The sequence below is a fragment of the Hymenobacter piscis genome (assembly GCF_018760735.1).
Taxonomy (GTDB): Bacteria; Bacteroidota; Bacteroidia; order Cytophagales; family Hymenobacteraceae; genus Hymenobacter; species Hymenobacter piscis.
On sequence record NZ_JAHHZN010000008.1, the window covers coordinates 182,135 to 196,115 of the forward strand.

Here is a 13,981-nt window from a genome sequence, read left to right on the forward strand (position 1 = left end):
AACCGGCCGCAACCGGGGCGCAACAGATTTAGCGGGAGTACACCGTGTCGCTCTTGGTGACGTCCCAGGTACCCGAGGGCTGGCGCTGCATGCTGGTTCGAATGGTGGCGGTGGCTTTTTCACCTTTCAGCACGAGGTGGAACGTGAGGGAATCCTGCTGGGGACCTGGCTTCCCGGCCTTGAGTTTACGGGAGACGATTTTGCCGGTGTGGTTCAGGATGCGGGGCGAAACCGGCCCCCAGTCGGCGGCCGAAAGCACCGCTCCTGCCTTCTTACCCAGTGCCAGCCGCATGACGTCCTCCCCCGTCAGCTGCTTGCTGCCGTAGTATAGTCCGAATGCCACCAGTCCCATCAGCAGGTATGCCCAGGAAGGAATGCCGGAGTTTTTCTCTTTCATGCGCTTAACGGAACAGCAAAAACAAAACGCAGTACAGAAAGCAAGTCAACCGAAACCACCACGCCCGACCGTTACCGGCCGGCTTTGTAGGCCGCTACCGCTTTCAAAAAGTCATCAAACAGAAACTCCGTATCCTGGGGGCCGCCGGCGGCTTCGGGGTGGAACTGGGTAGAGAAGAACGGCTTGGACGCGTGCTTGATGCCTTCGCAGGTACCGTCGTTGAGGTTCTCGAACAGCATGTCCCATTCGGCGGGCAGGGTGGCGGTATCCACCGCGAAGCCGTGGTTTTGGCTGGTGATGTAGCAGCGCTGGGTGCCGGTGAGCTTTACGGGCTGGTTGTGGCTGCGGTGGCCGTATTTCAGCTTGAACGTGTCGCCGCCGGCGGCGAGGCCCATGAGCTGGGAGCCCAGGCAGATGCCGAAGATGGGCTTGTCCTGTTGCAGGGCTTTCTGGAGGTTCTGGATGGTAGCCTCGCACATTTTCGGGTCGCCGGGGCCGTTGCTCAGAAACAGGCCGTCGTAATCCAGGGTCGTGAAATCGTAGTCCCAGGGCACCCGAATCAGCTCCACGTCGCGCTCCAGGAAGCAGCGGATGATATTGGTTTTGGTGCCGCAGTCTACCAGCACGATTTTGTGCTGGCCTGTGCCGTAGTGCTGCACGCCCTGGGGGCTCACCTGGGCCACCAGGTTTTCCAGGTTGGGGTCGTGCAGGGGCACGTCCTGCTCGGCCACAATCTTGCCGAGCATGGCGCCCTTCTCGCGCAGCTTCTTGGTGAGCATGCGGGTATCGACGCCGAAGATGCCGGGGATGTTGTATTCCGCCAGCCAGTCGCCCAGGCTCTTGGCAGCGTTCCAGTGGCTGTGCTCCTCGGAGTAGTAGTTGACCACCAGCCCGGCAATGTGAATCTTGTCGGACTCGAAAATCTTGGAAATCGACTCGTACAGCTCCTCACCGGGCACGCCGTAGTTGCCCACCATGGGGTAGGTGAGCACCAGAATCTGGCCGGCGAAGGACGGATCGGTGAGGTTTTCGGGGTAGCCGGTCATGGCCGTGCTGAATACCACTTCGCCCGCGGCGGAGGTGAAGGCGCCGAACGACTGGCCCTCGATTTCGGTACCGTCTTCGAGAACAAGTTTTACTGTTTGATTCATACGATTGGCCTCACCCCCTAGCCCCCTCTCCTGCAGAGAGGGGGAACTAGTTTCTAGTTTGTAGGCTAGAATCTGTGACTGGTGATGAGGTGTAAAAGGGTTAGTTAGAAACTACTTTTTAAACATTAGCCCTCTCCTTTCCGGAGAGGGTGCCAAGAGGTTAGGCGACCCGCCTACACGGCCTCTAGATGTCGTCCTGGCCCGGCAGGCCCAGCAGCGCCGCCGCCTGGCGCGCCACCGTTCGGACGCCTGCCACGGCCGAGCCGGTGATAGTGAGGTGGCCCATTTTGCGGCCGGCGCGGGCCTGCTGCTTGCCGTAGAGGTGCAGGTGCGCGCCCGGCAACGCCAGCACGGCGGTCCAGTCGGGCTCCTGCGGCTGGCCCTGGGTATCCAGCCACACGTCGCCGAGCAGGTTGAGCATGATGGCCGGGGAGTGCTGGCGGGGCGGCAGCAAGGGCAAGCCCGCCATCGTGTGCACCTGCAGGTCGAACTGCGAGGCGTCGCAGGCATCCAGGGTGTAGTGGCCGCTGTTGTGGGGGCGCGGGGCCATTTCGTTGACGATTAGCTGGCCTTGCTCACTGCCATCGGCCACCACAAAAAACTCCACGCACAGCACCCCCACGTAGCCGATGTGCCCGGCAATAGCCACAGCGGCGGCGCGGGCCTGATCGGCTAATGCCGGTGGCAAAGCCCCTTCGTAGGCGTGCGTCACGGCCAGAATACCGGCCACGTGCACGTTGCGCTGGGGCGCGAAGCTCACCACCTGCCCGTCCCAGCCGCGCGCCACCAGCACCGAGCACTCGGCCGTGAGTGGCAGCATCTTTTCCAGCACGCAGGCCACGCCGCCCAGCTCTGCCCAAGCGGCCGTCAGCTCCGCCGCGGTTTTCACCCGGATCTGGCCCTTGCCGTCGTAGCCCAGGCGCGCCGTTTTCAGGATGCCGGGCAGCAGGTCGGGCCGCTCGTTTTGCACGGCCTGCAACTGGGCTTGCGTCTCTAGTACGGCGTAAGGCGCGCACGTCACCCCCGACACGGCGGCGCAGGCCGCGAAGTGGGCTTTTTCCTCGATGCGGTCCTGGGCAATGGCTACCGCAGCCGCGGCCGGGGCCACGGGACGGGCCTGGGCCAGGGTGTGCAGCACCGCGGCGGGCACGTTTTCAAACTCGGTGGTGATAGCCTGGCACAGGTCAGCCAACTGCACCAGCCCGGTCGGGTCGTCGTAGTTGGTCTGGATGTGGTGGTGGCTCACCAGCCCGGCCGGGCTTTGCGGGTCGGGTTCCAGCACGGCGGTGCGGTAGCCCAGGCGCTGAGCCGCGTGTACCAGCATACGGCCCAGCTGGCCGCCGCCCAGCACGCCCAGCGTGGCCGGCCGGCCGGCGGCGTCGGTGCTGCCGGGGAAAACGGGGGTCATGGTGGTCATATCAGGAGCCTCGCTCATACTCATACTGGCAGCTTCATGGCCCGGGCGGCTGCGGTCTGCTCGGCCCGGAAGGTGTGGAGTTGGGCAGCCAGGCGGGCATCGTGCAGGGCCAGCTGGCTCACGGCAAACAGCGCCGCGTTGGCGGCCCCGGCCTCGCCGATGGCAAACGTGGCAACGGGAATTCCCTTCGGCATCTGCACGATGCTGTGCAGCGAATCGACGCCCTGCAGGTGGCGGCTGGCCACGGGCACGCCCAGCACGGGCACGGTAGTTTTGGCGGCCAGCATGCCTGGCAGGTGGGCCGCGCCGCCCGCTCCGGCAATGATGGCCTGCAGGCCCCGCGGCCCGGCCTGCTCGGCGTAGGCAAACAGGTCGTCGGGCATGCGGTGGGCTGATACCACGCGGGCCTCGTGGGCTACGCCAAACTGCGTGAGGATCTGCACGGCGTGCTTCATGGTTTCCCAGTCGCTGCTGGAGCCCATCACCACACCCACCAGGGGCTGGTCGGCGGCGGGAGTATCGGAGGAAGGTGTATTCATTGAAGTTATTTAGTCGTCATGCTGAGCGAAGTCGAAGCATCTCTACTGCTTCGTGGAGCGGTCAACGAAGTTCTTTTTGGTAGCCCGATATGTTGTCTACATGTATCCAAGTAGCCGTTGCTTGAAAAACGACTACTTGCGGCTGGGTAGTGAATGTTACCTGAAAGCGTTTCCCGTCGTGCATGATACTTAGGTCTCCAATGCCGCTTCCGCCAGGAATAGTGCACTGAATCAGTTCGGTTTGAATCAGGTTCAGGCTCAGTTGAACTGTGTTACAATTCCGCTGTACCCATTTGATCGGGGCGTCAGCAGGAAAATCCTTCAAATTGAAATGAAGCTTACACTGTAGGTCACCGCCGCAAACAATGGCTACCTCAGCCAGCTGTATCTGCTCCAAGGACGGAGGTTCAGTTGGGTAGATACTCGTTATGGTCTTGGGGTTCAAAACGTGCTCAATCCACATCAAGACAGTGCCTATTAGGTTCAGACTTTGCTGCCGTGCACACGAAGCGGTAGAGATGCTTCGGCTGCGCTCAGCATGACGTTCTTTATTGCGATTAGCTAGCCGATGGCCACCGTGGCTTCCCGCTCCAGCAGGATTTCCGAACCCAGAATCACTACATCCACCCGGCCTTGCAGCGTCTGGTTGATGAAGGGCGTGTTCTGGGATTTGGACTTCATGAACTCCTTGGTGAAGGTGGTTTCGGCTTCGGTGTCGAACAGCAGGCACTCGGCCGGCTGGCCGACTTCGATGGTGGGCACCGGCAGGCCCATCAGGCGGCGGGGCTCGGCGGAGTAGCGCTTCACTACCAAATCCCACCCGAATTTCTCGGGCCGCACGAAGAAGTGGTAGAGCGACACCAGCGCCGTTTCCAGGCCGGTGATGCCGTTGGGGGCACTGATGAAGTCCTGGGCTTTCTCGAAGGGCGTGTGCGGGGCGTGGTCGGTGGCAATGAGGTCGAATACACCTTCCTTGAGCCCTTCCAGCAGCGCGTCGCAGTCGGCCTGAGTGCGCAGCGGCGGGTTCATCTTGTAGTTGGTGTCGTAGTCGCCGATGTGCTCCTCGGTGAACAGCAAATGGTGCGGGGCCACCTCGGCCGTCACCTTCACATCGCCGCGCGACTTCCACCACTTAATGGTTTCCATGCCCATTTTGCTGGACACGTGCTGGATGTGCACGTGCGCCCCTGCCGCCCGGGCCAGCCGGATGTCGCGGTCGATGATGATTTCCTCGGCGCAGGCCGGCGAGCCTTTGATGCCCAGCCGGTAGCTCATCACGCCTTCGTTGAGGGCGCGCGGCCCGGCCAGCTCCGGCACTTCGCAGTGGCTGGCGAAGAACATCCCGAACTCGGTGGCATACTGCATGGCCCGCAGCAGCACGGCCGGGTCGCCGGTGGTGTCGCCGTCGTCGGTGAGCATCGTCACCCCAAGCAGGCGCATGCCGTCGATTTCAGCCAGCTCCTTGCCTTCGCGGTCCTTGGTGACGCAGCCGGAGGTGTACACCGGAATCCGGGACTTGCGCTTGGCGCTTTCCAGCACCGTGGACACCACCGCCGCCGAGTCGATGGCCGGGCGGGTGTTGGGCATCATCACCACGCCGGTCACGCCGCCGTTGATGGCCGCCTCGCTGCCCGTGGTGATGGTTTCCTTGTTCTCGAAGCCCGGGGCGCGGAAATGGACGTGGGCATCAAACATGGCCGGCATCAGAATGCGGCCGCGGGCGTCGATGACGCGGGCACCCTCCGGCACAGCCAGACCAGGACCGATTTGCTGGATAATTCCGTCGACAATCAGCACATCACCCTCAACAAGCACGGGGGAGTTTTCGGAAGCAATGCGGGTGTTTTGGAGCAGAATCATGGGAAGATAAGGGCTGTTAGCGGGCAAGATGGGGGAATAGAAATGCGGTTGGCAGGAGATGAAAAAAGCGGGCGGCGCTCAGGGCATTACCAGCGCCGGGGCAGCCCCGGACCGGGTGGCGTACGCCGGCTCGGGCTTAGGCAGGTCGCCACCGGGCGTGAGCCAGTCGAGCACGGCCATGCGCACGGCAATGCCGTTTTCTGCCTGGTTGTTGATGAGGCTGCGCTCATAGTCCATCACGGCGTCGCAGAGCTCCACGCCCCGGTTGACGGGGCCGGGGTGCATGATGTAGAGGCCCCGCTGGCGGATGTCCTCCAGGCGGGTGTTGGTGATGCCGTAGATGCGGTGGTACTCGCGCAGAGTCGGGAAAAACTGCACGTCCTGGCGCTCCATCTGCACCCGCAGCAGGTACACGAAATCGGGGCCCCAGGCCATGGCCTCGTCGTAGTTGGTGAAGCGGCGAATGGAGGCCGGGCCGAACCTGGGCACCAGGGAGCCCGGCCCGAGGTAGGCCACTTCCACGCCCAGCTTCTGCAGCAGCGTGCTGGTGGAGCGCGCCACCCGCGAGTGCAGAATGTCGCCGATGATGAGCACCCGCTTGCCCCGGGGGTCAGCAAATTTCTCCTTGATCGTAAAGGCATCCAGCAACGCCTGCGTGGGGTGCTCGTGTGCCCCGTCGCCGGCGTTGATAACCGACGCCTTGGTGAGCCGCGCAATCATGCCTGGCAGGCCCGACCGGCTGTGCCGCACCACGATGTAATCGGTGCGCATCGCCTGGAGCGTCTCAATCGTCTCGCGCACCGATTCACCCTTGGTGATGGAGGAATGGGCCACGTTGAAGTTGGTGACTTCGGCCGAGAGGCGCTTGGCAGCCACCTCGAAGGAAGAGTGCGTGCGGGTGCTGGGTTCGTAGAACAGCATCAGCACCGACTTACCTTCCAAGACGGGCACCTTTTTCCCGGAGCTGATGAGCAGCTGCTTGAAGGCAGTGGACTGGTCGAGCAAAAGCTCAATTTCCTCACGCTGCAGGGAGGCGATGTCGAGCAAATCTTTACGGGCCATACGGGTAGGAAGAAAAAGTGAACTGCTAGAGGAAAGCCGACGAACTCAATGGGCATAAAAAAACCGTTTCGGAATCCGAAACGGTGGCGGGGCAATACCCAGAAAAAACAACGAAAGCGACAGAAGGAAAATCAGGAAAACCAATGGTATCGAAGACCTTGCGGTCCACTCGCGGTTCCTGGTTGAGCAAGGTTCCGCGCTTCATCAACAAGTTGTGTGCTTGAAGCATGGTGCAAAGCTACGGTATTGTACCGTTCGGCAACATACCGGCGGGGCTATTTTTTTCGCCCTGCGCCTCTCTCTTGTCCGGTTATCCTGTCTGGCTGAATGCGGTGTTTTTTCTGCGGTATAGCCTCCGCCGGCGTTTCGGTACTCCGGCAGCCGCGCCAATCGGCACGGCCCTCCGGGGTAGTCCACCTAGCAGGGTACTTGTTCTGTCGTGTGCCTCACCTCCTAGTCTGCTCTCCTGCAAAGTGCGGAGCCAGCGTTTCGCTTTTGAGACTGGTGGTCAGTGGGAAAGCAAAGCTAAAGAGCTTTCAGAGCCGTGCAGAGACGCAATATCTTGCGTCTCGTCGCTGAACGACCGGAGCCGCGCTTACTGAACAACATCAGCAACGACGAGACGCAAGATATTGCGTCTCTCCCCCCTTCTAATCTAGGGCCGAGGCTTGCTGAATGGCTTCTACTGATTTCGCCGTCAGCGCGTACAGCGCCTGCAAGAACCGGTCTACCTCGGCTTTGGTAATATTCAGCGGCGGCAGCAGGCGCAGCACCGTGGGGTCGGAGGCGTTGCCCACGAAGATGTGGTGCTCCGCGAGCAGCTGGTCGCGCAGGTCCTTGATGGGGAAGTCGTACTTGATGCCCACCATCAGGCCCCGGCCCCGGATTTCCTCGGCCCCGGCGTGGGCCAGCAGCTCCGTGCGCAGGTAGTTGCCCAACTCGGCGGCGTGCTGCACCAGGTTTTCCTGCTCAATAACTTCCAGCACGGCCAGCGCGGCGGCGCAGGCCAAGTGGTTGCCGCCGAAGGTGGTGCCCAGCAGGCCGTAGGACGCTTTCAGCTCGGGCGCAATCAGGATGCCACCGATGGGGAAGCCGTTGCCCATGCCCTTGGCCACCGAAATAACATCGGGCCGGATGCCGGCGTGCTGGTGGGCGAAGAACTTGCCGCTGCGGCCGTAGCCGCTCTGCACCTCATCGGCAATGAGCAATGCGCCGTATTGCTTGCACAGCGCCGCCAGCCCCTGCAGGAACTCATCCGAAGGCATGATGATGCCGCCCACGCCTTGGATGGGCTCGATGATGACCCCGCACACGTCGCCGCCCTGTAGCACCTGCTCTACTGCCGCCAGATCGTACTCCAGGAAGCTGATGTGGTGGTCGGCGTTGAAAGGTGCCACGATTTTGGCGTTATCCGTAGCGGCTACCGCGCCCGAGGTGCGGCCGTGGAACGCGCCCTTGAAGGCTATGACGCGCTTTTTGCCGGTGTGGAAGGAAGCCAGCTTCAGCGCATTCTCGTTGGCCTCGGCCCCGGAGTTGCACAGAAACAGCGTGTAGTCCTCGTAGCCCGACACTTGGCCCAGCTTCTCGGCCAGCTCCCGCTGAATCGGAATCTGCACCGAGTTGGAGTAGAAGCCCAGGTTCTGCAGCTGCCCGGTGAGGCGCTGCACGTAGTGCGGGTGGCTGTGGCCGATGCTGATAACGGCGTGCCCGCCGTAAAAATCCAGATACTCCTGGCCCTTGTCGTCCCAGAGTTTCGCCCCCAGCGCCTTCACTGGCGTGATGTTGACGAGCGGATACACATTGAAAAGCTCCATGATATAGATGTAAGAGCTGAGAGGTTAGAACTTAGAAACGTACGGCAGAACTCGAAGCTGAACGTCATTCCGAGCTTGCCTAGGAATCTCGCGTGCTGATGTTGTAATGGTATTCCGGACGTCAGCACGCGAGATTCCTCGGCAAGCTCGGAATGACGTTCAGCTTAAAACAGTCCGGCCTTCAATCCCAGTCCCGTCGTTTCGGGCAGGCCGAAGATGAGGTTCATGTTCTGCACGGCCTGGCCGGAAGCGCCTTTCACCAGGTTGTCGATAACGGAGGTGATGAGCAGCTGCTTGCCGAGTTTCTGCACGTGCAGCAGGCACTTGTTGGTGTTGACTACCTGCTTCAGATGCACTTCCGTGTCCGACACCGTGGTGAACGGGGCGTCCTGGTAGAACTGCTGGTACAGCGCGCGAGCCTCGTCCTGGGTCAGATCCGACGGCGTGTAGACGCTGGCGAAGATGCCCCGGGTGAAGTTGCCGCGGTACGGGATGAAGTGGATGTCCACGTCCAGCTCGTGCTGCAGCTGCGCCAGGCTCTCCCCTATCTCGCCCAAATGCTGGTGCGTGAAGGGCTTGTAGATGGACACGTTGTTGGTGCGCCACGAGAAATGCACGGTTTCCGAGAGGCCCTGCCCCGCGCCCGTGCTGCCCGTAATGGCCGATACGTGCACGTCGTCCTGGAGCTTGCCGGCCTGAGCCAGCGGCAGCAGTGCCAGCTGAATGGCCGTGGCAAAGCAACCGGGGTTGGCAATGCTCTGGGCCTGCTGAATTTGGTTCTTGTTCAGCTCCGGCAACCCGTACACAAACTCTCGGCCTTCAAACTCGGCGTCGGCTTCTAGGCGGAAGTCGTTGCTCAGGTCGATGATGTGGGTGGTTTCGGGCAGCGGCTGCTGGGTCAGCCAGGCCTTGGAGTTGCCGTGGCCCAGGCACAGAAACACCACGTCCTCGTCGCCCTGCAGCGCGGCCGCGAAACGCAGTTCCGTTTCGCCCACCAGGTCGTCGTGCACCTGATGGATGGGGTTGCCAGCGTTGGAGGAACTCACGATGCCGCCCAGCTCCACAAACTCGTGGTGCAGCAGAATCCGCAGCAGCTCCCCCGCCGTGTAGCCGGCCCCGCCGACGATACCAGCCTTAATCCGGCCGCAGGTCGCCTCACCCCCTAGCCCCCTCTCCGGTAGAGAGGGGGGACTAGTTTCTAGCTTTTTAGAGCTAGCAGCTGGCTCCCCCTTCTCTACCGGAGAAGGGGGCTGGGGGGATGAGGCATTCGTTGAGTTAGATGAGTTATTCATTGAACGAGCCATGAATCCGCAGCTGGTTGCTGAAGATTTTGATGAAGCCTTTCGCGTCGCGCGAGTCCCAGGCGTTGTTTTCCTCGCCGTAGGTGGCCACCTTCGACTGCATCATATCAAAGGGCGACTCCACGCCCAGCAGCTCAAACTGGTAGGGCTTCAGCGTTACGTACACCGTGCCCGACACCCGCTCCTGCGACGACTCTAGGAAGGCCTCCATGTCGCGCATCACCGGGTCGAGGTACTGCGCTTCGTGCAGCAGCGTGCCGTACCAGTTGGCGATGTAGTCCTTGTGCAGCAGTTGCCAGCGGCTGGAAGTGTGCTTTTCCAGCAGGTGGTGGCCTTTGATGAGAATCAGTGGTGCGGGGGCCTCGAAGCCCACGCGGCCCTTGATACCCAGAATCGTGTCGCCCACGTGAGTGTCGCGGCCGATGGCATACTGGCCGGCCAGTTCGTTGAGGGCCACAATCAGGTCCACCGGCTTCATGGTTTCGCCGTTCAGGGCTACCGGCTCACCTTTCTCGAAGGTGATGCTGATTTCCTGCGGCTCGTGCTTGCTCAGCTGCGTCGGCCAGGCCGACTCGGGCAGGCCCTGGCGCGAGGTCAGGGTTTCCACGCCGCCCACGCTGGTGCCCCAGATGCCTTTGTTGATGGAGTACCGGGCTTTTTCCCAGCTCATCTCCACGCCATTCTGCTGCAGATATTCGATTTCCTGCTGGCGTGAGAGGCCCAGGTCGCGGATGGGCGTGATGATTTCGGTGTTAGGCGAAATCACCGAGAAGGCCACGTCGAAACGTACCTGGTCGTTGCCGGCGCCGGTGCTGCCGTGGGCAATGTAGTCGGCCTTGTTCTCCCGGGCATACTCGGCCAGCGCCAGGCTCTGGAACATGCGCTCGGCGCTCACGCTCAGCGGGTAGGTATCGTTTTTGAGCACGTTGCCGGCCAGCAGGTAGCGCAGGCACTGCTGGTAGAACCGCTCAGTCACGTCAATCACCTCGTGGCGGGTGGAGCCCATTTCGTAGGCGCGCTGCTCGATGCCGGCCAACTCCTCCTGGGAGAACCCGCCCGAGTTGACAATCACCGTGTGGACTTCCAGACCCAGCTCGCGGGTCAGGTACACCACGCAATAGGACGTATCCAAGCCGCCGCTATAGGCGAGAACTACCTTTTTTTTCATGGAGTGCTGAAGATTATGAGAACGTCATGCTGAGCTTGCCGAAGCATCTCGCGTGCTAATGTTATGGGAAAAGAACGTCATGCTGAGCGAAGCCGGAGGCGTAGTCGAAGCATCTCGCATGCTGATGTTGTGGGAAAAGGAACGTCATGCTGAGCGAAGCCGAAGCATCTCGCGTGCTGATGCAGGAGTAGTAAGCAGACGTCAGCACGCGAGATGCTTCGGCAAGCTCAGCATGACCGCCAATTATACTTTGTGGTCTTCCTGCGCCAGAATTTCAATGGATTGCTGCGTGAAACTGTCGTCCAGCGTATCGTACACCATGCCGGTACAGAGGCACATTTTGCGCTGGTTTTCCATCAGGATACCGTAGTTTTTGCAGCTGGAGCAGCCCTTCCAGAAGTCGTCCGACTGCGTGAGCTCGGGGAAGGTCACGGGGCGGTAACCCAGCTCGTTGTTGATCTTCATCACGGCCGCCGAGGTGGTGATACCGAAGATCTTAGCCGCCGGGTACTTGGTGCGCGACAGCTCAAACACGCGGTGCTTGATGGCGCGGCCCAGGCCCTCTTTGCGCAGTTCGGTGTTCACAATCAGCCCCGAGTTCACCACGAATTTCGCGTCCTCGAAGGTTTCGATGTAGCAGAAACCCGCCAGTTGGTCATCGATGAAGGCAATGATGGCATCACCCTTTTCCATCTTCTTAATCAGATAGTTAGGATCACGCTTGGCAATGCCTACGCCCCGCGTTTTGGCGGATTCGGCGTACCATTGACAGAGGGTTTCCACATACTGCGCATCGGCAGCATCGGCGACTCGTAGGAACATGGTCAAAGCTCGGTGGGCTGCCTGAGTTGGGCAGCAGACTCGGGAAGACGAAAAGCGGGAGGGGAACGGCGCGGGCCAAGCAAAGCCTATGCTCAGGCAGAAACGCCGATAGCGACAAAAACCCAAAAAGAAGGTGGGGCCAGCAGGCCGGGGAGCGGGGTATCCCGGCGGATGCCGGGCAACGTCACACGAAGGCTTACACTCGGACTAAGGTCGGTTGATTCGTGAAAGGTCTCTTGGGGCGGGCTCCGGAGGGAGGACCCGGCGTCGGTTCGCGGTAGAGGCGGAACCCGGACGTACTATTGCAGCCAGCGGTTAAGCTGGCATGATTCGCACGACCAGTCGAGGTCGTCGCAGAAGCGCAATAGAAGAGAGTTGAATCATGACGGGTGCCGCGGGGCGGCAAGGGAGTGTTTTCACGGTTTAAATCGTTTAAACCGCTAAATCGTTGCAAAACTAGATGATTTTTTTCGGAAACTTTGCCGCTCCGGGAGCAAAAAAAATTCTTCCCCGGTTTGGCCGGTCCACTCCGGCCGGGGCCCGATGAGCCTCCTTTTGGCAGCGTACGGCGCGCAGTGCCTCATTTCTCCCTACTTGCATCCTATGAGCGAAGGCCTGAAAATTTTTAAAATCGGGGGCGGCATTATTGACGATGACGCCCAGCTGCAGCGGTTTCTGCGGGAGCTGGCGCGGGTGCCGGGCCGCAAGGTGCTGGTGCACGGCGGCGGCAAAGGTGCCAGCCAGATGCTGCGCGACCTGGGCCAGGAACCCCAGATGGTGCAGGGCCGCCGCATCACCGACGCGGCCACCCTCGACATCGTAACCATGTTCTACGCCGGCAAGACCAACAAGCAGGTGGTGGCCGGCCTGCAGGCCGCAGGCGTAAATGCGCTGGGCCTCTCCGGCGCCGATGGCAACGCCATCTGGGCCGTGCTGCGGCCGGTAAAGGACATTGACTACGGCTTCGTGGGCGACCTGCCAGCCGACGCGGTAAACGTGCCCCTGCTGCGCCAGTTGCTGGAAACCGGCCTGCTACCCGTGTTCTGCGCCATCACCCACGACGGCGCGGGCCAGCTGCTCAACACCAACGCCGACACCATTGCCAGCGTGCTGGCCTGCGCCCTGGCCCCGCACTACGCCGTAGATCTGCACTACTGCTTCGAGAAGGACGGTGTGCTGCGCGACGTGGATGATGACGCCTCCGTAATTCCGCAGATTACCGCCGCCGAATACCAGCAGCTAAAGGCCGCGGGCATCATTGCGGCCGGCATGGTGCCCAAGCTGGATAACGCCTTTGCCGCCCTGGAGGCTGGCGTGGAGCGGGTAGTCATCGAGCACGCGCTGCGCATCAACGAGCCCGTAAAAACCGTGCTATGCCGGAGCTAACCGCCCTCACCGACGACGCCATCGAGCTGCTGATTCAGCTGGTGCAGACGCCCTCCTTCTCGCGGGAAGAAGACCAGACGGCCGAGCTGATTTTCCGGTTTCTGGCGTTCCGCGGGGCCCGCCCCCAGCGCGACGCCAACAACGTGTGGGCCGTTTCGAAGCACTTCAACCCAGCTAAGCCCACCATCCTGCTCAACTCCCACCATGACACGGTGAAGCCCGGCGCGTCCTGGACCACCGACCCGTTCGGGGCCGCGGTGGAAGGCGACCGGCTGACCGGCCTGGGCAGCAACGACGCGGGGGCTTCGGCGGTGAGTTTGCTGGCTGCGTTCCTCTACTTCCACGAGCAGGAGAACCTGCCCTACAACCTCATCTGCGCCATTACGGCCGAGGAGGAGGTATCGGGCGTGAACGGCATCCGCCGGCTGCTGCCGCTGCTACCCCGGATTGACCTGGGCATCGTGGGTGAGCCGACGCAGATGGACCTTGCCGTGGCCGAAAAAGGTCTCGTGGTACTCGACTGCGTGGCTCACGGCCGCACCGGCCACGCTGCCCGCGAGGAAGGCGAAAACGCCCTCTACAAAGCCCTCGACGACGTGCAGCGCCTGCGCGACTACCGGTTCGAGCGGGTATCGGAGCTGCTGGGCCCGGTGAAGCTGACGGTAACGCAGCTCCAAGCCGGCACCCAGCACAACGTGGTGCCTGACCGCTGCACCTTTGTGGCCGACGTGCGCACCAACGAGCTGTACACCAACCCGGAAGTGGTGGAGCTCGTGCGCGGCCTCATCGGGGCCGACGTGACGCCGCGCTCCACCCACCTCAACTCCTCGCGCATCCCGCTCACGCACCCGCTGGTGCAGCGCGGCGTGGCGCTGGGCCGCCGTACCTTCGGCTCCGTCACCCTCTCCGATCAGTCGATGATGCCCTTCACCACCGTCAAAATCGGCCCCGGCGACTCGGCCCGCTCCCACACCCCCGACGAGTACATCCTGCTCAGCGAAATCCGCGCCGGCGTGCAAGGGTACGTGGAGTTGCTGGACGGGCTGGAGTTGTAGCGCGAAGCC

The 13,981-nt window shown here is 61.8% G+C and carries 13 protein-coding genes; 2 read left to right on the forward strand and 11 right to left on the reverse strand.

Features of this window, described 5'->3' with window-relative positions:
- Positions 1–28: 28 nt before the first annotated feature.
- The 11 genes from KLP40_RS11030 to KLP40_RS11075 form a co-directional block, all read right to left on the reverse strand.
- A complete protein-coding gene (locus tag KLP40_RS11030; RefSeq protein WP_215593835.1) occupies positions 29–397 on the reverse strand; it encodes a hypothetical protein in 369 nt (122 codons plus the stop codon).
- Between the two features lie 71 nt (positions 398–468).
- Positions 469–1,548: a glutamine-hydrolyzing carbamoyl-phosphate synthase small subunit gene (gene carA / locus KLP40_RS11035; protein WP_215593836.1), complete on the reverse strand. Its 1,080-nt coding sequence runs from the start codon at positions 1,546–1,548 to the stop codon at positions 469–471.
- A gap of 184 nt (positions 1,549–1,732) precedes the next feature.
- Positions 1,733–2,983 carry a 5-(carboxyamino)imidazole ribonucleotide synthase gene (locus KLP40_RS11040; RefSeq protein ID WP_215593837.1) on the reverse strand — a complete coding sequence of 417 codons (1,251 nt, stop codon included), beginning with the start codon at positions 2,981–2,983 and terminating at the stop codon, positions 1,733–1,735.
- 2 nt (positions 2,984–2,985) lie between these two features.
- Entirely contained in the window at positions 2,986–3,504 is a 519-nt protein-coding gene (gene purE, locus KLP40_RS11045) for a 5-(carboxyamino)imidazole ribonucleotide mutase (protein ID WP_215593838.1), read from the reverse strand.
- A 61-nt stretch (positions 3,505–3,565) separates the two neighbouring features.
- Entirely contained in the window at positions 3,566–3,967 is a 402-nt protein-coding gene (locus tag KLP40_RS21645) for an Imm50 family immunity protein (protein WP_394370027.1), read from the reverse strand.
- 98 nt (positions 3,968–4,065) lie between these two features.
- Complete coding sequence (locus KLP40_RS11050) at positions 4,066–5,364, reverse strand: dihydroorotase (RefSeq protein WP_215593839.1); 1,299 nt, start codon at positions 5,362–5,364, stop codon at positions 4,066–4,068.
- Between the two features lie 78 nt (positions 5,365–5,442).
- Positions 5,443–6,426: an aspartate carbamoyltransferase catalytic subunit gene (locus KLP40_RS11055; RefSeq protein ID WP_215593840.1), complete on the reverse strand. Its 984-nt coding sequence runs from the start codon at positions 6,424–6,426 to the stop codon at positions 5,443–5,445.
- Between the two features lie 650 nt (positions 6,427–7,076).
- Positions 7,077–8,240: an aspartate aminotransferase family protein gene (locus KLP40_RS11060; RefSeq protein WP_215593841.1), complete on the reverse strand. Its 1,164-nt coding sequence runs from the start codon at positions 8,238–8,240 to the stop codon at positions 7,077–7,079.
- Between the two features lie 164 nt (positions 8,241–8,404).
- Entirely contained in the window at positions 8,405–9,532 is a 1,128-nt protein-coding gene (gene argC, locus KLP40_RS11065; RefSeq protein WP_215593842.1) for an N-acetyl-gamma-glutamyl-phosphate reductase, read from the reverse strand.
- Positions 9,525–10,709: an argininosuccinate synthase gene (argG, locus tag KLP40_RS11070; RefSeq protein WP_215593843.1), complete on the reverse strand. Its 1,185-nt coding sequence runs from the start codon at positions 10,707–10,709 to the stop codon at positions 9,525–9,527. The genes argC and argG overlap by 8 nt, the downstream gene beginning before the upstream one ends.
- Before the next feature lie 243 nt (positions 10,710–10,952).
- A complete protein-coding gene (locus tag KLP40_RS11075) occupies positions 10,953–11,531 on the reverse strand; it encodes a GNAT family N-acetyltransferase (protein WP_215593844.1) in 579 nt (192 codons plus the stop codon).
- A gap of 603 nt (positions 11,532–12,134) precedes the next feature.
- On the opposite strand from KLP40_RS11075, the gene argB reads away from it, so the two are divergent.
- Both argB and KLP40_RS11085 read left to right on the forward strand, forming a co-directional pair.
- On the forward strand, positions 12,135–12,917 hold the full coding sequence (argB, locus tag KLP40_RS11080; protein WP_215593845.1) for an acetylglutamate kinase: 783 nt from the start codon (positions 12,135–12,137) through the stop codon (positions 12,915–12,917).
- A complete protein-coding gene (locus KLP40_RS11085) occupies positions 12,905–13,972 on the forward strand; it encodes a M20 family metallo-hydrolase (protein ID WP_215593846.1) in 1,068 nt (355 codons plus the stop codon). Before argB ends, KLP40_RS11085 begins: the two co-directional genes overlap by 13 nt.
- Positions 13,973–13,981 lie beyond the last annotated feature (9 nt).